Genomic DNA, 20693 nt, shown 5'->3' on the forward strand with positions numbered 1-20693 from the left:
GTGGTGCTGAAACCTGTCAAAAAGGCCTGAAGTCAGGCCTTGTGTGGACTCCGTTAGGCCAAAGCGCTTGAAAAAGCGCCAAACCGGACGGGTTGGGGCAGTTGAAGCCGAGTTTTTCAACGGCCTGCTAGTGAGAGAACCTGCTAAAAAGCACAGACAGTTTTAACCAAGAGTAGGAGCCGCGATGCTCGACAGAATCACTGGCATGCGCGTATTCGCCCGCGCTGCCACGGCTGGCAGCCTCTCGGCGGCGGCGCGCCATCTGGAAATGTCGCCAGCAATGGCCAGCAAGCATGTCGATGCGCTGGAGGCCCGTCTCGGGGTCAAGTTGTTCCACCGCAGCACCCGCCGCCTGAGCCTGACCGAGGCCGGCAGCAACTATCTGGAGGCCTGCCAGCGCATCCTCCCGGAGATAGAGGAAGCCGAGGCCAGCGTTGCGTCGCAGCGGATCGAGGCCACCGGGCTGCTGCGAATGAATGTGCCGCTGACGTTCGGCACGCACTTCATCGCCCCACTCATTCCGGAGTTCAGCCGCCGCCATCCGGCAGTGAAAGTGGAGCTAGGCCTAACCGACAGCCGGGTCGACCTGATCGACGGCGGCTGGGACATGGCCGTTCGTATCGGCCAGCTGCAGGACAGCTCCATGCAGGCACGGCGGCTTGCAGACTGCCCGTTGCTGGTCTGTGCCTCGCCGCGCTACCTGGACGAACGTGGAGTGCCGCGCAGCGTCGCCGATCTGGGGCAGCACAACTGCCTGGGTTATAGCCTGCCGAATCTCGCCGCAGGCAAGGTCTGGCCGTTTGGCCGCAACGGCGAGGTGCGGATCGCAGTCAGCGGCGACCTGGTGGCCAATAACGGTGAAGCCCTGGTGGCCGCCGCGGTCGGAGGCCAGGGCGTGATCTACAAGCCGCAGTTCATTGTCGCCAAAGCCCTGCGCAGTGGTGAGCTGGTTGCCCTTGAACTGGACCAGCCTTGCGTCGAGCTCGGCGGGATTCACGTGGTCTACCCACCCGATCGCCGTCCACCAGCCAAGGTTCGGGTAATGATCGATTATCTGGTCGATGCATTTTCTGGCGACCTGCCGTGGAGCCTGACAGCAGACTAGCTTTGCCCTTCGCCTGCAGGGCACGTTCAGCGCCCTACTGATCACCATCGCACTCGCGCCTGCCGTGCCGAATCTCCCCCAGCCTCCCGAGAAAAGATGAACCGCTGCTGCGCGCAAAAGTCGGAACAGATGGGCGCGTAGGCATTGTTGCCGCGCTTTATCGAGCTTCCGTTATTCACGGGACGTTCTGATTGATGCCCGGACACCGGTGCATCACCGGTCGCACTGCCGCTTCGCGCGTCGGAGTTTTTCATGCGCGCAGCGGCGTTTAGGAGTGTTTATGAACGCGGTCAACCTCGTTTTTCTCGAAGAAAAAGGCGCAGCGGCGAGCGCCCTCTTCACCCACCAGATCCTCACGTAGGGCGGCAGTATGGCGAGCATTCATATCGGCATCTTTGCCTCGCGGGCGGTGAGCAGCATAGAGATCAATGGCTCGTTCTACTCGCTGCAAACGCCCGAGCGCTATGCCGACTGGTATGCCGACACGCCCAGAGGCTTTGTCTTCAGCATCAAGGGACCGCGCTACATCACCCACGTGCGAAGGCTCCAGGAGGTTGAAAAAGCACTCGCCAATTTCTTCGCCTCGGGCATTTTCCAGCTCAAGGAAAAGCTCGGCCCGATCCTCTGGCAGTTTCCGCCGTCGTTCAAGTTCGATGCAGAACTGTTCGAGACGTTTCTCCGTCAGCTGCCCCACGACACCGAAGCAGCGCTGGCAATCGCCAAACAGTGCGAGCCACGCATGGAAGGCCGCAGTTATCTGTCCATCGACCGCAAGCGGCGCATGCGCCACGCCGTCGAAATACGCAACACAAGCTTCGTCGACCCCGAATTCATCGCCCTGCTGCGCAAGTATCGGGTCGCACTGGTGGTGGCCGATACCGCCGGCAAGTGGCCCAACTATGAAGACCTCACCAGCGATTTCATCTACATCCGCCTGCATGGCGCCGAGGAGCTCTATACCAGCGGTTACACCGACGAGGCTTTGGCCAGCTGGAGCCATCGCATCCAGCTTTGGAGCGAAGGCCGTCAGCCTGACGATGCCCGTCTGATCAGCAAGAAAACACCACGGGCGCGCCGCTCCCGTGAGGTGTACTGCTATTTCGATAACGACGTGAAGGTCCGCGCACCTTATGACGCGCGGCAACTGCTGCACCGGCTCGGCCTGGATGAACACCTGCAGGCCACGCCCGGCCAACTAGAAGGAGCTGAAGTTTGACTCTGGACAAAGACCACCCAATCGAAAGTGCCGATCTCGATGCCCACATGGCTACGGCGGTCAACTCGATCCGCCTCCTCACCGTAAACACCCACAAGGGTTTCACGGCCCTGAACCGCCGGTTCATTTTGCCGGAACTGCGTGAAGCCGTGCGTAGCGTTTCAGCGGACGTGGTGTTCCTGCAGGAGGTACTTGGCACCCACGACAAGCACGCGATGCGCTTTCATAACTGGCCCTCCACACCGCAATACGAGTTTCTGGCGGACAGCATCTGGACCGATTTCGCCTACGGTCGTAATGCGGTCTACCCCGACGGCGACCACGGCAACGCCCTGCTATCCAAATTCCCGATCATTCGCTATGAGAACCTCGACATCTCCATCGCCGGACCGGAACGGCGCGGGCTGCTGCACAGCGTGCTGCAAGTGCCCGGGCACGATGAATTTCACGCCATCTGCGTGCATCTCGGCCTGCGCGAGGCGCATCGCCAGCAGCAGCTGGCGCTACTTTGCGATCTGCTGGACTCGCTACCAAAAGGTGCGCCTGTGGTGGTCGCCGGTGATTTCAACGACTGGCGGCTGAAAGCCACCCAAACGCTGGATCGCTGTGCAGGGCTGCACGAAGTGTTCGCCGTGTCCCACGGCCAGGTGGCCAAAACCTTCCCGGCGCGTTGGCCAATGCTACGTCTGGACCGAATTTATGTGCGCAATGCCAGCAGCCACAATCCACAAATACTTGGTAACAAACCCTGGACACACTTGTCCGATCATCTGCCCCTAGCGGTGGAGATACATATATGAGTTACCACTGGAGAGACGGTAATCGCCTTCAGTTACTGGAAAACGGCGAAGAGTTCTTTCCTCGAGTGTTCGAGGTCATCGCCCAGGCCAAGAAAGAGGTGCTGCTGGAAACCTTCATCCTGTATCAGGACAAGGTAGGCACCGAACTGCAGAAGGCGTTGATCGCGGCCGCCGAAAACGGTGCCAGCGTCGACGTCACTGTCGATGGTTATGGCTCGGCGGACCTGTCCGGCGACTTCGTTACCGCCATGACCCAGGTCGGCGTACGCATTCACATGTTCGACCCAGGCAAGCGTCTGCTGGGGCGGCGGCTCAATGTGTTCCGCCGCATGCATCGCAAGATCGTGGTCGTCGATGGCGAGACTGCCTTCATTGGCGGCATCAACTTTTCCGCCGATCACCTGGGCGACTTCGGCCCGGCCGCCAAGCAGGACTATGCGCTGCAGGTGGAAGGTCCCGTGGTGCGGGATATCCATCATTTCGCCCTGAGCCAGATCGCGCCGGACAAACCGACGCATCGCTGGTGGCGTCGCCGGCTGCGCCAGCAAACACCTGGCTACGGCGGCATCAGCCGCGGCGAGGCACGAGCATTGTTCGTCACCCGCGACAACGACCAGCACCGCAACGATATCGAGCAGCACTACCTGCAAGCGATTCGAGATGCTCGCTCCAGGTTGTTGATTGCAAACGCCTATTTCTTCCCCGGTTATCGTGTATTGCGGGAAATCCGCAACGCCGCGCGGCGTGGCGTACGGGTGCGGCTGATCCTCCAGGGCGAGCCGGACATGCCCATCGCCAAGTTCGGTGCGCGAATGCTTTACAACTATCTGATGCGCGACGGAGTGGAGATTCACGAATACTGCCGCCGACCGCTGCACGGCAAGGTCGCACTGACCGATTACGAGTGGTCGACTGTCGGTTCGAGCAACCTCGATCCGCTGAGCCTGTCACTTAATCTGGAAGCGAACCTGATCATTCGCGACCACGTGTTCAACCGCCAGCTGCATGAGCGGCTTGACCACCTTCTGCAGGCCGACTGCAAACGCATTCCTCTGGAGCGAATCATTCGTGGCTTCTGGTGGCGAGCGCCCTTGGCGTTTCTGATCTTCCACTTCCTGCGGCACTTCCCGGGGTTGGTAAGCCTTTTCCCCGAGCACAAGCCACGCCTGGAGCTGATCGATCCGGACACCACCCGCCCACTAGATCCTGTGCCTTCTCCCCTGCAGCGAGACCACCAATGAGCCAGACCAACCAGGCCGAGGCAAAAAGCGGCTGGCGCCGGCGCTGGCCGCTGATCAAGAAGATCCTCACCTACGTATTCTTCGCCCTGATCGTAGGCCTGCTGATCGGCCTTGCGCGCAACCTCGACTGGGCAGAGGTCTACAAGACCCTGCGCAACTACCAGGCGCAGACGCTATGGATGGCCGGCGCGGCCGCTTTTGGCAGCTACCTCGTGTACTGCTTCTTCGACGTGCTCGGTAAAGGCTACGCACGGCACGACCTGCCGATCCGACAGATCCTGCCGGTCACCTTCGTCTGTTACGCCTTCAATCTCAACCTGAGCGCCTGGGTCGGCGGCATCGCCTTGCGTTTCCGACTGTATTCGCGCCTGGGGCTGAAACCCTCGCAGATCACCCGGGTGTTCACCATGAGCATCCTGACCAATTGGCTGGGCTACATGTGGCTGGCCGGGATGATCTTCTCCATGGGCTGGATCCAGCCACCGGCCAGCTGGGAAATCGGCTTCACGGCCCTGCGGGTGCTTGGCGCCGGCCTGCTGGTGGCGTGTGTGGTGTATCTGTGGCTGTGCGGCTTCTCCAAGCGCCGCTCGTGGACCATACGCGGCCACGAGATTCAACTGCCTTCGCTGCGCCTGGCGCTGATCCAGCTGGTGCTGGGCGCCGCCAACTGGTCGCTGATGGCGCTGGTGGTGTACTTCATGCTTTCCCAGAAGGCCGCCTATCCCGAAGTGCTGGGTATCCTGATGATCAGCAGCATCGCCGGCGTGGTCACCCACATCCCGGCCGGGCTCGGCGTCATCGAGGCGGTATTCGTGGCAATGCTCGCCGACGAGATGAGCAAAGGCGCCATCGTCGGCGGTCTGATCGGCTACCGGGTCATCTACTTCCTGATCCCCCTGCTGTTCGCCACCCTCGTCTATGTGGTGCTCGAAGCCCGGGCGAAGAAGCTGCGCAGCAGCAACAAGGCCGGCGACCAGCAGACCGTCTCCCAGGAAACGGGCTGAGGGTCAGCGAGGCGATTTCCTGGAAGATCGCGATTCGAGACGTGCTCCGTTCGCGGCCAGGGTCTCAGCCATAAATGCGGATACCTGAACGGAGCCAAGGGGAACAGCCTCACCGGTCGGTTCTGTCAGCAGCTCTATCTACGACAGGCTCGACCGCAGCGTCCGTGGCAGTGGCAGTGGGCTTGACCGCTAGTTGGAATCCGCAACGCGTCCTCCAAGGCACACTCAATGAGTGCTAGACCGTGACCATCGCGGTGCAGCCTAGCGCATCGCTCTGCAAGTGCCTTAGAGCGCACAAGCCGCGATAAAGCGGATGCCCTACCCGCAAAAAAAACGCCGCTCAGGTTGTCCCGAGCGGCGCTCTTCAGTGCGGCAGCCTTACACCTGCGGCCGCAGTACCAGCACGCCGAGCGGCGGCAGGGTCAGTGACAGCGAGACCTTCTCACCGTGGTTCTCGATCGGCTCGGCGAGCATGCCGCCGCCGTTGCCGGTGTTCGAGCCGCCGTAGCAGGCCGCGTCGCTGTTGAAGACCTCCAGCCACTTGGCGTCCACCGGAACGCCGATGCGGTAGGCCTCACGTACCACCGGCGTGAAGTTGGCAACCACCAGCAGCGGATGCCCGGTCGAGCTCTTGCGCAGCCAGGCGAACACGCTGTTGGCGCGATCATCGCCGATCAGCCACTGAAAGCCCTGCGGGTCGCTGTCCAATTCGTGCAACGCCGGTTCCTGGCTGTACAGCCGGTTCAGATCGCGCACCAGGTTCTGCACGCCACGGTGATCGGCCTCTTCGAGCAGATGCCAGTCCAGCTCGCGGTCATGGTTCCACTCGCGCCACTGGCCGAACTCGCTGCCCATGAACAGCAGCTTCTTGCCCGGGTGCGTCCACATGAACGACAAGTAGGCGCGCAGGTTGGCGAACTTCTGCCAGCGATCCCCGGGCATCTTGTCGACCAGCGAGCCTTTGCCGTGGACCACTTCGTCGTGGGAAATCGGCAGGACGAAGTGCTCGGAATAGGCGTAGACCATGCTGAAGGTCATCTTGTCGTGGTGGTACTGCCGATTGATCGGGTCTTCCTGGATGTACTTCAGCGAGTCATGCATCCAGCCCATGTTCCACTTGTAGGAAAAGCCGAGGCCACCTTCGCTGGTGGGCTTGCTGACCCCCGGAAAGGCTGTCGATTCCTCGGCGATCACCAGCGCGCCAGGGGTTTCCGTAGCCACCACGTCGTTCAGATGGCGGAGGAAGTCGATCGCCTCGAGGTTCTCACGCCCGCCATGGCGGTTCGGAATCCACTCGCCGTCCTTGCGCGAGTAGTCGCGATAGAGCATCGATGCCACCGCATCGACACGCAGGGCATCGACGTGGAATTCGCGCAGCCAGTGCAGCGCCGAAGCGAGCATGAAACCGTGCACCTCGGTGCGGCCGAGGTTGTAGATGTAGGTATCCCAGTCCTGATGGAAGCCCTCGAACGGGTGCGCGTATTCGTACAGCGCGGTGCCGTCGAATTCGCCCAGGCCATGGGCGTCGGTGGGAAAGTGCGCCGGCACCCAGTCGAGGATCACACCGATGCCGGCGTTATGGCAGGCGTCGACGAACTCGGCGAAATCATGGGCGTTGCCGTAGCGCGCGCTCGGTGCGAACTGCGAAAGCAGCTGGTAACCCCAGGAACCGCCGAACGGATGCTCCATGATCGGCATCAGCTCGATGTGGGTGAAGCCCATGTCCACCACGTAGGGGATCAGCCGCTCGGCCAGCTCGTGCCAGTCATACAGGCGGCCATCGTCACCGCCGTCACGTCGCCAGGAGCCCGCATGCAGCTCATAGATGCTCATCGGTGCCTTGATCGACTGACGCGCCGCGCGCTGCTGCAGCCAGCCATGGTCCTTCCATTGGTAATCCAGCGGACGGGCGATGACCGAAGCGGTTCCCGGCGGATGCTCGGTTGCCAGGGCGATCGGGTCGGCTTTGAGCGGCAGGATGCCGTTCGGCCCGAGAATCTCGTACTTGTAGGTGTCACCAGGCTGCAAGCGCGGAATGAACAGCTCCCAGACGCCGGACGGAAAGCGCAGCCGCATCGGATGACGGCGGCCGTCCCAGCCGTTGAAGCTGCCGACCACCGACACGCGCCGAGCATTGGGCGCCCAGACGGCGAAACGCACGCCCTGCACACCGTCGACTTCCAGCACCTGCGAGCCGAATACCCGGCCGATCTGCCGGTGATTGCCTTCGGAAAACAAGTGCATGTCCAGCTCGCCCAGTTGCGGACCGAAGCTGTAGGGGTCTTCGGTAATCTGCTCGCCGCCGGCCCAGCGAATCTTCAGCAGGTAGGGTTGCTGATGTGGCAGGCGGATAAAGAAGAATCCGGGCACCTGCCCCTGCTCCATCACGGCAAGCAGTTGCTCATCGCGGTCGAGCACTTCGGCACCCAGGGCATTGGGCAGGTAGGCGCGAATCACGATTCCCCCGCCGTCAGGATGCGGCCCGAGAATGGAAAACGGGTTGCCATGCTCGGCTCGCACCAGGGCGTCTACATCGGCGTCGCTGGGCATCAGGGTTTCCCCTGGCATGGTCAGAACCGGACGATCAGTCATTGGAGCCTCCATCGAAAAGCTGTTGTGCCAGGGCCAGCAATCCCTGTAGCGGGACGGGCAACCAGGTTGGTCGGTTCTCCGCTTCGTAAACGATCTCGTAAGCGCATTTTTCCAGGCTGAACAGCAGCAGTGCAGCATTCGCGCCATCCGCGTCGCGCCAGTCGTGCGGCAACTCGGCGGTGGCCTCGCGGTAGGCTTCGAGGAAGGCCGCCTGCGCACTGCCCTGGTAACTCGCCGCGATACGTTGCCGTGCCTGATCGGCCTCGGGCGTGCTGTCGCTGATCTGCGCACCGCGGATGGTCATGGCCGCGGCGTACTCGAACGAACGCAGCAGGCCTGAGACATCCTTGAACGGACTATGTTTGGCGCGCCGCTCATCCAGCGAGCGGGCCGGCTCCCCTTCGAAGTCGATGAAGTAGGCATCGCCCTGCACCACCAGCACCTGGCCGAGGTGCAGATCGCCGTGGACACGGGTCCGCACGCCACCAACGGTTCTAGCAGCCAGACGTTGCACTTGTTCGAGCAGTTCGTCGCGCCGCGCCAGCAGTTGGCCGAGCGCGGTGGCCTCCTTGCGATCGAAGCTCGAGCGATGTTCCTCGAGGCGCTGCAGCGCCTGCTCCAGCTGCGCGCTGACGCTCTGCTCCCACTGCTTGGCGTCGGCTTTGCTGGTGCTTTCGTAGGCGAAGGCCGGATCTTCGGTCTGCGTGGCGAGCGCCATGTGCATCTCGCCGAGCCGCTGGCCGAGCAGGCGGTTGAAGGCCTGCAGTTCGTCGAGGGCGCTGAACTGGTTCTCGTGCATCGACACGCCGCCCGCGATTTCGTCACGCACCGCGCGGTCGAGGTTGTTCAGCGTCCACACCCAGGCATCGCCCTGGCTGTCGAGGAAGTGCTGGATCACCATCAGGGCAACCGGCTCGCCCTGCTTGTTGATGCGGCTGACCTGACCGAGCATGCCGGAGATATGAGCGAAACCGCGTTCAGTGAGGAAACCGCCCATTTCCAGTTCAGGGTGGACGCCCGGTGCCACGCGACGGAGCAATTTGATCATCACCTTGTTGTCGATGATCGCCGAGCTGTTCGACTGCTCCGCAGAGATAAAGCGCACCTCGGGGTGCCCCGGCAATTGCAGGTCGGCCAGTTGCGGCATCGGCACGAAGCGGATCTCACCGTCGTTGCAAGGCAGTACCAGCTCGTCGCGCAGGCCCTGAATGACTGCGGCGCTGAACTGCTCGAGGGCGAAGGCATCGGTCATCAGGCCGACCTGCGGCCCGCGGCGTACCCGCGCCAGGGCCAGTTGCTGCGGCAATGCGACCTCGAATTCGGTCTCGGCCAGAAAACCCAGCGGCAGCTGGTACAGATCGCTGCGCCCGGCGGATTCCACGCAAAGCTCGCTGAGCAGCACCGGGCGATTTGGGTCGCCGAATGGCACGCAGTAGCTGATGCGGACCGACTCGATCGCCACGTCCTTGGCGGCAAACCAGCGCCGTTTCGGCAGATAGGCTGGTAGCGCTTCGGTTTCCAGAATGCGCCGGTTGGCGGCGGTCAGGGTATCCAGGCGCTTGAGTACCAGCGTCTGGAAGTCCGGCATGGTGTCCACCGGCTCTTGGTGCCAGCTCGGCATCTGGTTGGTCAGCGCGAGCTGGAACCAGTAGAAGCCGTATGGCGGCAAGGTCAGCAGATACGGCAGCTGACCGATGGGCGGGAAGGCACTGCCGCCGACCATCTCCACCGGCACCATGCCGGCGTACTGCGACATTTCCAGCTCCGCGGCCTGGGCCGAGCGCGAGACGTTGGCGACGCAGAAAATGATCTCGGTTTCGCCGTTCGCTCCGGTGAATTCGCGCATGTAGGCGAGGATGCGGCGGTTGCTCGGCGCGAGCATCTTCAGGGTGCCGCGGCCGAAGGCCTTGAACTGCTTGCGGATGGTCAGCATCCGCCGCGTCCAGTTGAGCAGCGAATGCGGATCGCGCTGCTGGGCCTCGACGTTGATCGTGTAGTAGCCGTAGAGCGGGTCCATCACCGGTGGCAGCACCAGGTTCGGTGGGTCGGCGCGGGAGAAGCCGCCGTTGCGGTCCACCGACCACTGCATCGGCGTGCGTACGCCGTCGCGGTCGCCGAGGAAGATGTTGTCGCCCATGCCGATCTCGTCGCCGTAGTAGATCACCGGCGTGCCGGGCATGGAGAGCAGCAGGCTGTTGAGCAACTCGATCCGCCGGCGGTCACGCTCCAGCAGCGGCGCCAGGCGCCGGCGTATGCCCAGGTTGATCCGTGCGCGCTTGTCCGAGGCGTAGTAGTTCCAGAGGTAGTCGCGCTCCTTGTCGGTCACCATCTCCAGTGTCAGCTCATCGTGGTTGCGCAGGAAGATCGCCCACTGGCAGTTCTCCGGGATGTCCGGGGTCTGGCGCAGGATGTCGGTGATCGGGAAGCGGTCCTCCTGGGCGATGGCCATGTACATGCGTGGCATCAGCGGGAAGTGGAAGGCCATGTGGCATTCGTCACCCGGGCCGCCGTCTTCGCCGCCGAAATACAGCTGGGTGTCTTCCGGCCACTGGTTGGCTTCGGCCAGCAGCATGCGGTCGGGATAGTTGGCGTCGATCTCGGCGCGGATCGCCTTGAGCACCGCGTGAGTTTCCGGCAGGTTCTCGTTGTTGGTGCCGTCGCGCTCGACCAGGTAGGGAATCGCGTCCAGGCGCAGACCGTCGATGCCCATGTCCAGCCAGTAGCGCATCACCGCCAGCACGGCCTTCATCACCTGCGGGTTGTCGAAGTTGAGGTCCGGCTGGTGCGAATAGAAGCGGTGCCAGAAGTACTGCTTGGCCACTGGGTCCCACGTCCAGTTGGATTTCTCGGTGTCGAGAAAGATGATCCGTGTGCCGTCGTACTTCTTGTCGGTATCCGACCAGACGTAGAAATCCCGCGCTGCCGAGCCCTTCTTCGCCTTGCGCGCGCGCTGGAACCAGGGGTGCTGGTCGGACGTGTGGTTGATGACCAGTTCGGTGATCACCCGCAACCCGCGCTTGTGCGCCTCGGCGATGAAGCGCCGGGCGTCGGCCATGCTGCCGTATTCCGGATGCACGCCGCGGTAATCAGCGATGTCGTAACCATCGTCACGCCGCGGCGACGGATAGAACGGCAGCAGCCAGATGGTGTTCACCCCAAGATCGGCGATGTAATCCAGCTTCTCGATCAGGCCGGGGAAGTCACCGACGCCGTCGTTGTTCGAGTCGTAGAAGGACTTCAGGTGCACCTGATACACCACCGCGTCCTTGTACCAGAGCGGGTCCTTGATAAAAGCGGCGGGTTTGCGCGGTTTTGCCATGTTCTTCATTCCTGTCGCGGTGTGAAGGCCCAGGCCGGATCGGCGCATTAGGCAACGGCAGAGCAACAGCTGAATTCACATCAACAAAGCGTCATAAACGTATGATTCAAATGAATTAACAGCTGCGCCCGAGAAATTACTTGAGGTCCGGGTCCGGCTCCTGTGCGGTCAGGCGCCAGATGCCGAACGGCAGATGCCAGGGTTCGATGCGCATCCACTGGGTCTTGCCGTACCAGGTCCAGCGATGGCCATTCATCAGGTCCTCGCCCTGGGTATGGGCGTCATCCGGCAGGCCGAGCTCCCACAGCGGCAACTCGAAATTCGCTTCCTGAGCGTTGTGCGGATCGAGACTGATGGCCACCAGAATGAAGTTCGACAGGTCTGGTGTGCGCTTGCCGAAGTAGAGGATGTTGTCGTTCCAGGCCATGTAGGCCTTGAAACCCAAGTGCGTCTGCAGTGCCGGGTTCTGCCGTCGGATGCGGTTGAGCTGGGCGATCTCGGCGATGATGTTGCCCGGTGCGTGGTAGTCGCGGACGCGAATCTGGTACTTCTCCGAGTCCAGATACTCTTCCTTGCCCGGAATCGCCGCCGACTCGCATAGCTCGAAGCCCGAGTACATGCCCCACAGCCCGGACCCCATGGTCGCCAGCGCGGCGCGGATCAGGAACCCGGCGCGGCCGGAGTCCTGCAGGAAGAACGGATTGATGTCCGGCGTGTTGACGAAGAAGTTGGGCCGGTAGCAGTCGCGCAGCGGGGGCTCGTTCAGCTCGGAGAGGTACTCGCTCAGTTCCGCCTTGGTGTTGCGCCAGGTGAAGTAGGTGTAGCTCTGGCTGTAACCGATCTTGCCCAGACGCGCCATCATGCCGGGGCGTGTGAACGCCTCGGAGAGGAACATCACGTCGCGGTCGCGCTCGCGGATATCGGCGATCAGCCATTCCCAAAACGGCAGCGGCTTGGTGTGCGGGTTGTCGACCCGGAACACCTTCACGCCCTGCTCCACCCAGTGCCAGACCACGTCACGCAGTGCCAGCCAGAGGTCGGGCATGGCATCTTCGGCATAGAAGTCGACGTTGACGATGTCCTGATACTTCTTCGGGGGGTTTTCGGCGTATTTGATCGTGCCGTCCGGGCGCCAGGAGAACCAGCCTGGGTGCTCTTTCAGCCAGGGGTGGTCCTGCGAGCACTGGATGGCGAAATCCAGGGCGATCTCAAGGCCATGCTCGCGAGCCGCTGCGACCAGCTCACGGAAATCATCCAGCGTGCCCAGCTCGGGATGGATGGCGTCGTGGCCGCCCTCTTCGCTGCCGATGGCATAGGGGCTGCCGGGATCGTTCGGCCCGGCCTGCAGACTGTTGTTCGGGCCCTTGCGGTGCTGGCGACCGATCGGGTGGATCGGCGGGAAATACAGCACGTCGAAGCCCATGTCGCGAATCGCCGGCAGACGCTTGTGCACATCGCGGAAGGTGCCGTGGCGATTCGGATCTTCGGTCTCCGAGCGCGGGAACAGCTCGTACCAGCTGGCGAACTGCGCCAACGGGCGTTCCACGTCCAGCGGATAGACACGGCTGCGGCTGCAGTGCTCGCGTGGGTCGGCGGCAGCCATCGCCACGGCCGTCTCCGGTGCGAGCAGCAGTGACACGCGCTCGTCATCGGTATGCGCCATGCCGAGGCGGTGCATCAGATCGTCAAGCATCGCGCGGTTCTCGCTCTGAGCGCGGGCGGTGGCCTTCTCCAGCAGCAGACGCCCTTCTTCCAGCTCCAGATGCACCGGCACGCCGGCCGTGTGCTTCTTCGACAGCTCGTAGCGATAGCTCTCGAACACATCCCACCAGGCTTCGATGACGAACTCATGCTCGGCGACCTGAGTGGGCGTGAACTGGCCTTGCCAGGCGTCGTTGCCGAGCAACTTCAGTCGTGCCCGCCGCCAGCTGGTTTCGCCTTTTTCACGCCAGCACACGGCGGCGGCCAGCTGGTCGTGGCCGTCGGCGAAAATCTTGCTGGTCACGACCACTGGCTGGCCGATGACCGCCTTGGCGGCAAAGCGCCCCTCATCCAGCACCGGCAAGGTGGATTCGATGGCGATGCGCGGCATCTGCAAGGCTTCTTCGAGTCGAGGGTGAATCGTCGCGTTAGGCTGTGCATCGCTCATCGAACGGGCTCCTGGGGCGCATGGGTTCGGGTTGCCCGAGCCGCCTCTGGACGCGTCATCGTGCGGTTCGGGAGGCGACCGGTACGGTTTTCGTCGGCTCTTTCTTCCGAGCCAAGGGACCCTGGAAAGTTCAGCCCCGGGCGGCCGTTAGCCAGCCCGTCCGGCGACCGGTCGAGCCTGGTGGAGCGCAATACGGCAGTTGCCGGTTTCAAGCCCCGTGAGCGGCTGCCCTACCCGCCTACGCCGACTGTCGCCAGCGCCGCGAACAGCGACGATTGGCCGGAACCTCGCCCATGAGGACCGATCAATGCAGAACGGCCGCCAAGGCTACGCTGGCGAACACCAGGAGAACGACCATGACTCACGTGCGACCCGATGTGCCGCAACCCGACCCGATCGTGCATGACAAACCGGGCGATGTGCCGCAGGTGCCTTGTGCCGAGGAGCTGGACGAACACAAGCCCGGCGCGCCATACGGAAACCAGACCGTGGCGGATACCGACGATCCCCAGACGACCTGATCGCTCGCCGCCACGCCATTGTCTCAACCCTTCTCCAGGCGCTTGAGCAGTGCCTGCGTCAGCCCTTGGCGAACGGCGCCGTAGCGGGCCCACGGGTCGCTGCGTAATGTCTGCAACCGGTCATCTAGGTTGCCGATGTTCCAGCGATCGGCTCTCTCCAGCTGCGCCAACTCCTCACGCTCGACAGGCACGGATACCGCCAAACCCGGACGCGCCCTGGCCGAATAGGCGGCAACGGTGCTCGCCCCGCGCTGGTTGCGCAGGTAGTCCACGAAAATTCGCCCGACCCGATTCTGCGGGCCCATCTTGTCGACGATCAGCTCCGGCGCCTCGCGCGCCAGCCGCTCGGTGACCGAGCGAGCGAACTGCCGGGCCAGGTCCCAGTCGTGCCGACGATCGAGCGGCATCACGACATGCATGCCGCGGCCTCCGCTGGTCTTGAGGAAGGCCTGCAATCCCAGGTCGTCCAGCAGCCGCAGCGTCAGCTCGGTCGCCTCCACCATGCTCGACCAGGGCAACGCGGGATCGGGGTCGAGATCGAAAATGACTCGATCGGGCCGCTCGACGCGGTCACTGCGCGCGTTCCAGGTGTGGAACTCGACGGTACCCATCTGCACGGCCTCGATGACCGCGGTGATGTTGTCCGCCTGGATCAGCCGCGCATGCTCGGGATCGAGGTTTTTCGGCAGTGCGCGCATGTGCGGCATCTTCAGCCGACCGCAATGGCGCTGGAAAAAGCTTTCGTCGTCGACGCCTTCAGGTGCACGAACGATGGACAGTGGCCTGCCAGCCAATTGCGGCACCAATCGGTCGGCGACCGCCAGGTAGTACTCGGCCAGCGCAAGCTTGGTCGCGCCACTGGCCTTGTCGATCACTCGCTGTGGATTGCTGATGCCGACGCCGCCCACCAGCGGGCGGCCGGCGCTCTTGCGCTGCTCTGGCATGGGCTACCTCGATCAGCTCGCCTTTTTGCTGGATTTGCTGCCCGCCGCTGGCGCCTTGCGCGTGCGCGAAGCCGCCGAGGAAGATTTGCTCGTTTTGGCCTTGCTCGCAGTCTTGGGCTTAGCCGGCGCCTTTTCCTCCTCCTCGTGGTCGTCCTCTTTGCTGACCTTGCCTGGCTTGGCAGCGAGGCTGCGTTTGAGCAGTTCGGTAAGATCGATGACATCCGCCGAACGACGATCCACCGCTTCCTCCGGCCCGCCGACCGCTTCCAGCTTGCCTTCGCGGGCCTTCTTCTCCACCAGCTCCATGATCTGGTCCTGGAAGGTGTCCTTGTACTGTTCCGGCTTCCACTTCTCGGTCATGTCCTCGACCAGGCGCTTGGCCATGTCCAGCTCACGCTCGGCCAGGTCCGGATCGAGCGCTTCGTCCTTCAGCTCCAGGTACTCGACGCCGCGCACCTCGTCGGCCCAGCGCAGGGTGTTCATCACCAGCGCCTTGCCCAGCGGCATTACCACCGCCAGGTGCTGCTTGTTGCGCAGCACCACGTTGGCGATACCGACCTTGCCGGTCTGGATCAGCGTTTCGCGCAGCAAGGCGTAGACCTTTTCGCCGCGGCGATCCGGCGTCAGGTAGTACGGCGTGTCGATGTAGAGAAAGGAAATGTCCTTGGCATCGACGAAAGCGACGATATCCACGGTCTGGGTCGCCTTGGGGTGCGCGCCTTTGATCTCGTCATCGCTGATCACGACGTAGTGGCCCTTCTCGTACTCGACGCCCTTGACGATGTTCTCGCTGTCGATGTCCTCGCCGGTGGTCTTGTTGATGCGCTTGTAGCCGACCCGGTCCATGCTGCGTTTGTCCAGCCAGTCGAAATCGATGCCCTGGCGGTTGGTGGCCGGTACCAGCGCCACCGGGATGTGTACCAGTCCGAAACTGACTGCGCCTTTCCAGATCGTGCGTGGCATGGTCGTTCTCCAAGCGTTGATGTGGCCGAGCCAATTCATTGGCTCGGCAATGGGTCAGCCGTTGACCACGGTGCCGCCGTTGACGTGGATCACCTGGCCGCTCACGTAGGCTGCATCGCTGCTGGCCAGGTAGACATACGCCGGCGCCACTTCATCGGGCTGGCCGGGGCGCTTCATCGGCGTGTTGGAGCCGAATTCGGCGACCTCGTCGGCATCGAAGGTCGACGGAATCAACGGTGTCCAGATCGGCCCCGGCGCGACGCCGTTGACGCGAATACCGCGATCGGCGAGGTTCATCGACAGCGAACGGGTGAAGGCCGTGATCGCGCCCTTGGTGGCCGAATAGTCCAGCAGTTGCGGGCTGCCCTTGTAGGCGGTCACCGATGTGGTGTTGATGATCGAAGCGCCCTTGCCGAGATGCGGTAGCGCCGCCTTGGTCATCTGAAACATGCCGAAGATGTTGGTGCGAAAGGTCTTCTCCCACTGCTCTTCGCTGATGTCTTCGAGCTTTTCCTGCGGGTGCTGCTCGGCGGCGTTGTTGACCACGATGTCGAGCTTGCCGAACGCGGCGAGGGTTTCGTCGATGACCTTGCGGCAGACCTCGCGATCGGCCACGTCACCGGTGAAGGTCAGGCAGCGACGGCCGTACTGTTCGACCACAGTGCGGGTTTCCTCAGCGTCCTGATGCTGGTCGAGGTAGAAAATTGCCACGTCGGCGCCCTCACGGGCGTAGAGCACGGCCACCGAGCGGCCGATGCCGCTGTCACCACCGGTGATGATCGCCACCTTGCCTTCGAGCTTGCCCGCCGCCTTGTAGTCTTCGCCGCGGTATTCCGGGCGCGGGTTCATCAGCCCTTCCTTGCCAGGCTCGGGCTGCTCCTGCGGCGGTAGGGTCTGATTGTCTTCAGCCATGGAAAATCCTCCGTCAAGGTTATGAGCCTGTCTTCGGAGGACTTGAACGGCGCAAGAAAAGTTTCTACGGGGCGATGAGAGGGCCCTGTACAGGGCCCTCGGATGGTCAGTTCAGCGTCAGCACGACGCGGCCGCGGGGTACGCCGCTTTCGACATACTGGTGGGCTTCGACTGCCTGCGCGAACGGGAACTGGCGGTCGAGCTGCGGCCAGATCAGCCGGGCCACGGTGAGCTGGTTGATATGCTGCAGCGCACGCTCCACGGCTTCACGGTTCTGCTCGATGCCCAGCTCCGGCTGCCCGGTGAAGTCGCACAGGCAGTGCAGGAAGAACTTGAAGTTCTTCTTGAAGGCCGCACACACCGGCAGGGCCGTTTCGTTGCCGCCGTTCATGCCATAGAGGATCAGCTTGCCCAGTGGCGCCATGACATCCCCGAGCAGTTTCATCTGCGAACCGCCACAGGCATCCAGCACCACGTCGACGCCGCGGCCTTCGGTCACCTTTTGCAGACGGCCGACCAGGTCTTCCTCTTCGGTGACGATCACCGTCTCCGCGCCCAGCTCGCGCAGGTAGTCGCGGTCCTCGCTGGTGTCACAAGTGGCGATCACCCGGCCGCCCAGCGCCTTGGCCAGCTGTACGGCTGCCGGCCCAGTGCAATGAGCCGCCTGGTTGATCAGCACGTACTGGCCGGGTTCCAGCTGGGCCAGCTCGACCAGCGCGAAATAGCTGACCAGCATCGGCGTGTAGTGGATCGCCGCCTCACTGGCGCTGAGCATGTCCGGGTAACGCACCAGCGCCTGCTGCGGCAACAGCGCATGCTCGGCGTAGAGCGGATACTGATTGAGATCGTGGGCCGGGAAGCCGGCAACATGATCGCCGACACTGAAGCCCTGAACGCCCTCACCCACCGCCAGCACCTCGCCCGCCACCTCGCTGCCGAGCCCGGCAGGCAGACGCGCGTGTCGTGGCGCGAGGTCCTGGCGCCAGAGCACGTCATTCCAGCTGACGCCGATGGCGCGCACGCCAATCAGCACCTCGCCTGGGCCGGCAACCGGCATCGCGCGTTCCTCGTGGCGCAACACGTCGGCCGGGCCGAACTGATGAAAACGGATGATGCGGGACATTTCGACCCCTCACTTACTACTGTGCGAACGGACTCTATCGTCAGTATCGTCACAACTCCAGTGAACGGCGTGGATTCCCATCGATAGTTCCCATGCGCAGTAATGATGGAACTACGTATGTATGCTTGCCGGCGCATTGCAGCTTTGTGCATTTCGAAAGCGGGATCGGGCATGCCGTTGGCAGCCGAAGCTGTCTAGAATGCAGACCACCCTCCAGAGCCGGACGCCTCCTGGTCCGGCTGCAGGCTCGACGTGAACCAGGTATGAATCGCAACGACCTTCGCCGTGTTGACCTCAATCTGCTGATCGTCTTCGAAACGCTGATGCACGAGCGCAGCGTGACCCGCGCAGCGGAAAAGCTGTTTCTCGGCCAGCCGGCGATCAGTGCCGCCCTGGCACGACTGCGCACGCTGTTCGACGATCCGCTCTTCGTCCGTACTGGCCGCAGCATGGAGCCGACCGCCCGCGCGCTGGAGATCGCCCAGCTGCTTTCACCGGCGCTGGACTCGATCTCCACCGCCGTTAGCCGCGCCTCGACCTTCGACCCGGCAACCAGTACCCAGGTGTTTCGCATCGGCCTGACCGATGAAGTCGAGTTCGCCCTGCTACCGCCGCTGCTGCGCCGCCTGCGCGCCGAAGCGCCGGACGTGGTGCTGGTGGTGCGCCGCGCCAACTATCTGTTGATGCCCGGCCTGCTGGCGTCCGGTGAGATCTCGGTGGGCGTCTGCTACACCGAGGAGCTGCCGGCCAATGCCAAACGCAAGGTACTGCGCCGGCCCAAGCCGATGCTGCTGCGTGCCGACAGCATTCCCGGCCGGCTGAGCATGGAGGACTACTGCAGCCGTCCGCATGCGATGGTCTCCTTTGCCGGCGATCTCAACGGCTATATCGACGAAGAACTGGCGCTGCACGGCTGCAAGCGCAAGGTGGTCCTGGCGGTGCCGCAGTTCAACGGCCTGGCCAGCCTGCTTGCCGGCACCGACATCATCGCCACCGTCCCGGACTACGCCGCCGCGGCGCTGGCGGCCAACGGTGGCGTGCGCGCCGAACCGCTGCCCTTTCAGACCAGCCAGGATTTCGAGCTGTCCATGGCCTGGCGCGGCGCGCAGGACAACGACCCCGCCGAGCGCTGGCTGCGCTCGCGCATCCAGATGTTCGTCGGCGATCCGGATAGTCTCTGACAGGCCCGACGCCTGGGGCTTCGCAGCGCGTGCCGGGTAGACAGGACTGCTCCCGCCAGTGATGCGCTAACCGTTTTTCGTGGTTTCAAGCGTGGTCGCTCGGGAATGCCGCGTCGAGGCTTCGGCGGCGGCAGGGTTCATTCGCGGCCAATACCGCTCCCACGCAAAGGTGAGCAATATCCTCGCGCTTCGCTGATAACGAATGCGCAACCATCACCGCCAATGATATTCACCTTCGCCTCGTTCGATTTTTGCTGAACGGCTTGACCACGCAGACTCCTGCCATCAACAAATCCGACTTGCGGAGTCAAGCATGGAACGTTCGTTCAACGCCTTGCGTTTTCCCCTTATCGCCCTGACGTTGCTGATCACCGCCGCTTGTGGCAAGGCACCGGAGGCCACCCAGTCGGGCATGCCGCCGCCCGCCGTCAGCGTCGCGGAAGTCATCGAGCAACAGGTGACCGAGTGGGATGAACTCACTGGCCGCCTGGAAGCGCCGGAGTCGGTGGAGATCCGCCCGCGCGTGTCCGGTTTCATCGACAAGGTGGCCTTCGAGGAAGGCGCGCTGGTGAAGAAAGGCGACCTCTTGTTCCAGATCGACCCGCGCCCGTTCCAGGCTGAGGTCAAGCGCCTGCAGGCGCAGCTGCAACAGGCTCGCGCCAACCAGCAACGCACCGTCGCCGAAGCCGAACGCGGTGAGCGCCTGCGCAAGAAGAACGCGATTTCCGACGAGCTCGCCGACGCCCGCGTCAGTGCCGCCAGCGAAGCCCGCTCGGCAACCGCGGCGATTCAGGCGCAACTGGACCGCGCGCAGCTGGATCTCTCCTTCACCCGCGTGACCGCGCCCATCGACGGCCGCGTCGGCCGGGCGCTGATCACCGCCGGCAACCTGGTCAACGCTGGCGAGGCGCTGCTGACCACGCTGGTCTCCACCGACAAGGTCTATGCCTATTTCGAGGCCGATGAGCGTACCTACCTCAAGTACCGCGAGCTGGCCCGCAACGGCGACCGTGGCGAGGCGACCCCGGTCTACCTAGGCCTGTCCAGCGAGGACGGTCACCCGCACCTGGGCCACATGGACTTCGTCGACAACCAGGTCGACCCGCGCACCGGCACCATCCGCGGTCGCGCCGTGTTCGACAACCGTGACGGCAGCTTCACCCCCGGCCTGTATGCACGCCTGAAGCTGGTCGGCAGCGCGACCTACGACGCCGTGCTGATCAAGGACGTCGCCGTCGGTACGGATCTGGGCAAGAAATTCGTACTGGTGCTGGCCGAAGACGGCACTGTCGCCTACCGCCCGGTCGAGCTCGGTCCCAAGCTCGAAGGGCTGCGCATCGTCCGCAGTGGCCTGGCCAAGGGCGAAAGCATCGTGGTCAATGGCCTTCAGCGGGTACGGCCGGGCAGCCAGGTGCAGCCGGAATCAGTGCCGATGGCCGACGCCGAAACGCTGGCCACCCTGCGCCAACAGAACCGTGCGATCAGCGAGGCGATGAAACCGCAGGTCGTCGAGCGCAGCCTGGCTCAGCGTCCTAGCAGCTGAGCACCTCCCGCAACTGACCTGAACTCCGGCGCGCCTGCCGCGCCAATCCGATCGATCCGCCAGGGTGCCAGACGCGCGCC

Annotated in this window: 15 protein-coding genes; 8 read left to right on the forward strand and 7 right to left on the reverse strand. The window is 63.3% G+C overall.

Translation table 11 applies throughout. The annotated features are described in order from the left end of the window. Nucleotides 1–184 precede the first annotated feature (184 nt). From IEG05_RS08065 to IEG05_RS08085, 5 genes are all read left to right on the forward strand, one after another. Entirely contained in the window at nt 185–1105 is a 921-nt protein-coding gene (locus tag IEG05_RS08065; RefSeq protein WP_191121874.1) for a LysR family transcriptional regulator, read from the forward strand. 370 nt (nt 1106–1475) lie between these two features. Then, entirely contained in the window at nt 1476–2321 is an 846-nt protein-coding gene (locus IEG05_RS08070; protein ID WP_414717747.1) for a DUF72 domain-containing protein, read from the forward strand. Further along, entirely contained in the window at nt 2318–3121 is an 804-nt protein-coding gene (locus IEG05_RS08075; RefSeq protein ID WP_102820131.1) for an endonuclease/exonuclease/phosphatase family protein, read from the forward strand. Before IEG05_RS08070 ends, IEG05_RS08075 begins: the two co-directional genes overlap by 4 nt. Continuing rightward, nucleotides 3118–4362 (forward strand): cardiolipin synthase ClsB, encoded by a 1245-nt coding sequence (gene clsB / locus IEG05_RS08080; RefSeq protein ID WP_191121875.1) that lies wholly within the window; start codon nt 3118–3120, stop codon nt 4360–4362. The genes IEG05_RS08075 and clsB overlap by 4 nt, the downstream gene beginning before the upstream one ends. After that, nucleotides 4359–5366, forward strand: coding sequence for a lysylphosphatidylglycerol synthase domain-containing protein (locus IEG05_RS08085; protein WP_191121876.1), 1008 nt, complete (start codon nt 4359–4361; stop codon nt 5364–5366). Before clsB ends, IEG05_RS08085 begins: the two co-directional genes overlap by 4 nt. 378 nt (nt 5367–5744) lie before the next feature. On the opposite strand, the gene glgB is transcribed toward IEG05_RS08085, so the two are convergent. The 3 genes from glgB to IEG05_RS08100 all read right to left on the reverse strand — a co-directional run bounded on the left by glgB (nt 5745) and on the right by IEG05_RS08100 (nt 13426). Continuing rightward, nucleotides 5745–7958, reverse strand: coding sequence for a 1,4-alpha-glucan branching protein GlgB (gene glgB, locus IEG05_RS08090; protein ID WP_191121877.1), 2214 nt, complete (start codon nt 7956–7958; stop codon nt 5745–5747). Then, entirely contained in the window at nt 7951–11277 is a 3327-nt protein-coding gene (treS, locus tag IEG05_RS08095) for a maltose alpha-D-glucosyltransferase (protein WP_023445361.1), read from the reverse strand. Before treS ends, glgB begins: the two co-directional genes overlap by 8 nt. 136 nt (nt 11278–11413) lie before the next feature. Continuing rightward, a complete protein-coding gene (locus IEG05_RS08100; protein WP_191121878.1) occupies nt 11414–13426 on the reverse strand; it encodes an alpha-1,4-glucan--maltose-1-phosphate maltosyltransferase in 2013 nt (670 codons plus the stop codon). Nucleotides 13427–13782: 356 nt separating this feature from the next. Here IEG05_RS08100 and IEG05_RS08105 point away from each other — a divergent pair, with 356 nt between their 5' ends. Continuing rightward, entirely contained in the window at nt 13783–13947 is a 165-nt protein-coding gene (locus IEG05_RS08105; protein WP_003285031.1) for a hypothetical protein, read from the forward strand. Nucleotides 13948–13970: 23 nt separating this feature from the next. On the opposite strand, the gene ligD is transcribed toward IEG05_RS08105, so the two are convergent. The 4 genes from ligD to IEG05_RS08125 all read right to left on the reverse strand — a co-directional run bounded on the left by ligD (nt 13971) and on the right by IEG05_RS08125 (nt 17889). Then, nucleotides 13971–14891 carry a non-homologous end-joining DNA ligase gene (gene ligD / locus IEG05_RS08110; protein ID WP_191121879.1) on the reverse strand — a complete coding sequence of 307 codons (921 nt, stop codon included), beginning with the start codon at nt 14889–14891 and terminating at the stop codon, nt 13971–13973. A gap of 12 nt (nt 14892–14903) precedes the next feature. Further along, nucleotides 14904–15854: a non-homologous end joining protein Ku gene (gene ku / locus IEG05_RS08115; protein ID WP_191121880.1), complete on the reverse strand. Its 951-nt coding sequence runs from the start codon at nt 15852–15854 to the stop codon at nt 14904–14906. Between the two features lie 54 nt (nt 15855–15908). Continuing rightward, a complete protein-coding gene (locus IEG05_RS08120; RefSeq protein WP_191121881.1) occupies nt 15909–16766 on the reverse strand; it encodes an SDR family oxidoreductase in 858 nt (285 codons plus the stop codon). 106 nt (nt 16767–16872) lie between these two features. Beyond that, nucleotides 16873–17889 (reverse strand): zinc-dependent alcohol dehydrogenase family protein, encoded by a 1017-nt coding sequence (locus IEG05_RS08125; RefSeq protein WP_191121882.1) that lies wholly within the window; start codon nt 17887–17889, stop codon nt 16873–16875. A 263-nt stretch (nt 17890–18152) separates the two neighbouring features. On the opposite strand from IEG05_RS08125, the gene IEG05_RS08130 reads away from it, so the two are divergent. Both IEG05_RS08130 and mexE read left to right on the forward strand, forming a co-directional pair. Beyond that, on the forward strand, nt 18153–19070 hold the full coding sequence (locus tag IEG05_RS08130) for a LysR substrate-binding domain-containing protein (protein WP_014820192.1): 918 nt from the start codon (nt 18153–18155) through the stop codon (nt 19068–19070). Nucleotides 19071–19383: 313 nt separating this feature from the next. Next, the gene (gene mexE, locus IEG05_RS08135; RefSeq protein WP_191121883.1) at nt 19384–20613 is read left to right on the forward strand and encodes a multidrug efflux RND transporter periplasmic adaptor subunit MexE; all 1230 of its coding nucleotides are present in this window, start codon (nt 19384–19386) and stop codon (nt 20611–20613) included. Nucleotides 20614–20693 lie beyond the last annotated feature (80 nt).

Origin of the sequence: Stutzerimonas kunmingensis, from assembly GCF_014764705.1 — a bacterium.
Lineage (GTDB): Bacteria > Pseudomonadota > Gammaproteobacteria > Pseudomonadales > Pseudomonadaceae > Stutzerimonas.

What these genes read in the sequence shown, in the direction of transcription:
- IEG05_RS08120 (WP_191121881.1), bottom strand. Translation starts at nt 16,766, where the DNA reads ATGGCTGAAGACAATCAGACCCTACCGCCGCAGGAGCAGCCCGAGCCT.
- IEG05_RS08125 (WP_191121882.1), bottom strand. Translation starts at nt 17,889, where the DNA reads ATGTCCCGCATCATCCGTTTTCATCAGTTCGGCCCGGCCGACGTGTTG.
- IEG05_RS08100 (WP_191121878.1), bottom strand. Translation starts at nt 13,426, where the DNA reads ATGAGCGATGCACAGCCTAACGCGACGATTCACCCTCGACTCGAAGAA.
- IEG05_RS08070 (WP_414717747.1), top strand. Translation starts at nt 1,476, where the DNA reads ATGGCGAGCATTCATATCGGCATCTTTGCCTCGCGGGCGGTGAGCAGC.
- IEG05_RS08130 (WP_014820192.1), top strand. Translation starts at nt 18,153, where the DNA reads ATGAATCGCAACGACCTTCGCCGTGTTGACCTCAATCTGCTGATCGTC.
- clsB (WP_191121875.1), top strand. Translation starts at nt 3,118, where the DNA reads ATGAGTTACCACTGGAGAGACGGTAATCGCCTTCAGTTACTGGAAAAC.
- glgB (WP_191121877.1), bottom strand. Translation starts at nt 7,958, where the DNA reads ATGACTGATCGTCCGGTTCTGACCATGCCAGGGGAAACCCTGATGCCC.
- IEG05_RS08085 (WP_191121876.1), top strand. Translation starts at nt 4,359, where the DNA reads ATGAGCCAGACCAACCAGGCCGAGGCAAAAAGCGGCTGGCGCCGGCGC.
- ligD (WP_191121879.1), bottom strand. Translation starts at nt 14,891, where the DNA reads ATGCCAGAGCAGCGCAAGAGCGCCGGCCGCCCGCTGGTGGGCGGCGTC.
- IEG05_RS08065 (WP_191121874.1), top strand. Translation starts at nt 185, where the DNA reads ATGCTCGACAGAATCACTGGCATGCGCGTATTCGCCCGCGCTGCCACG.
- mexE (WP_191121883.1), top strand. Translation starts at nt 19,384, where the DNA reads ATGGAACGTTCGTTCAACGCCTTGCGTTTTCCCCTTATCGCCCTGACG.
- treS (WP_023445361.1), bottom strand. Translation starts at nt 11,277, where the DNA reads ATGGCAAAACCGCGCAAACCCGCCGCTTTTATCAAGGACCCGCTCTGG.
- ku (WP_191121880.1), bottom strand. Translation starts at nt 15,854, where the DNA reads ATGCCACGCACGATCTGGAAAGGCGCAGTCAGTTTCGGACTGGTACAC.
- IEG05_RS08105 (WP_003285031.1), top strand. Translation starts at nt 13,783, where the DNA reads ATGACTCACGTGCGACCCGATGTGCCGCAACCCGACCCGATCGTGCAT.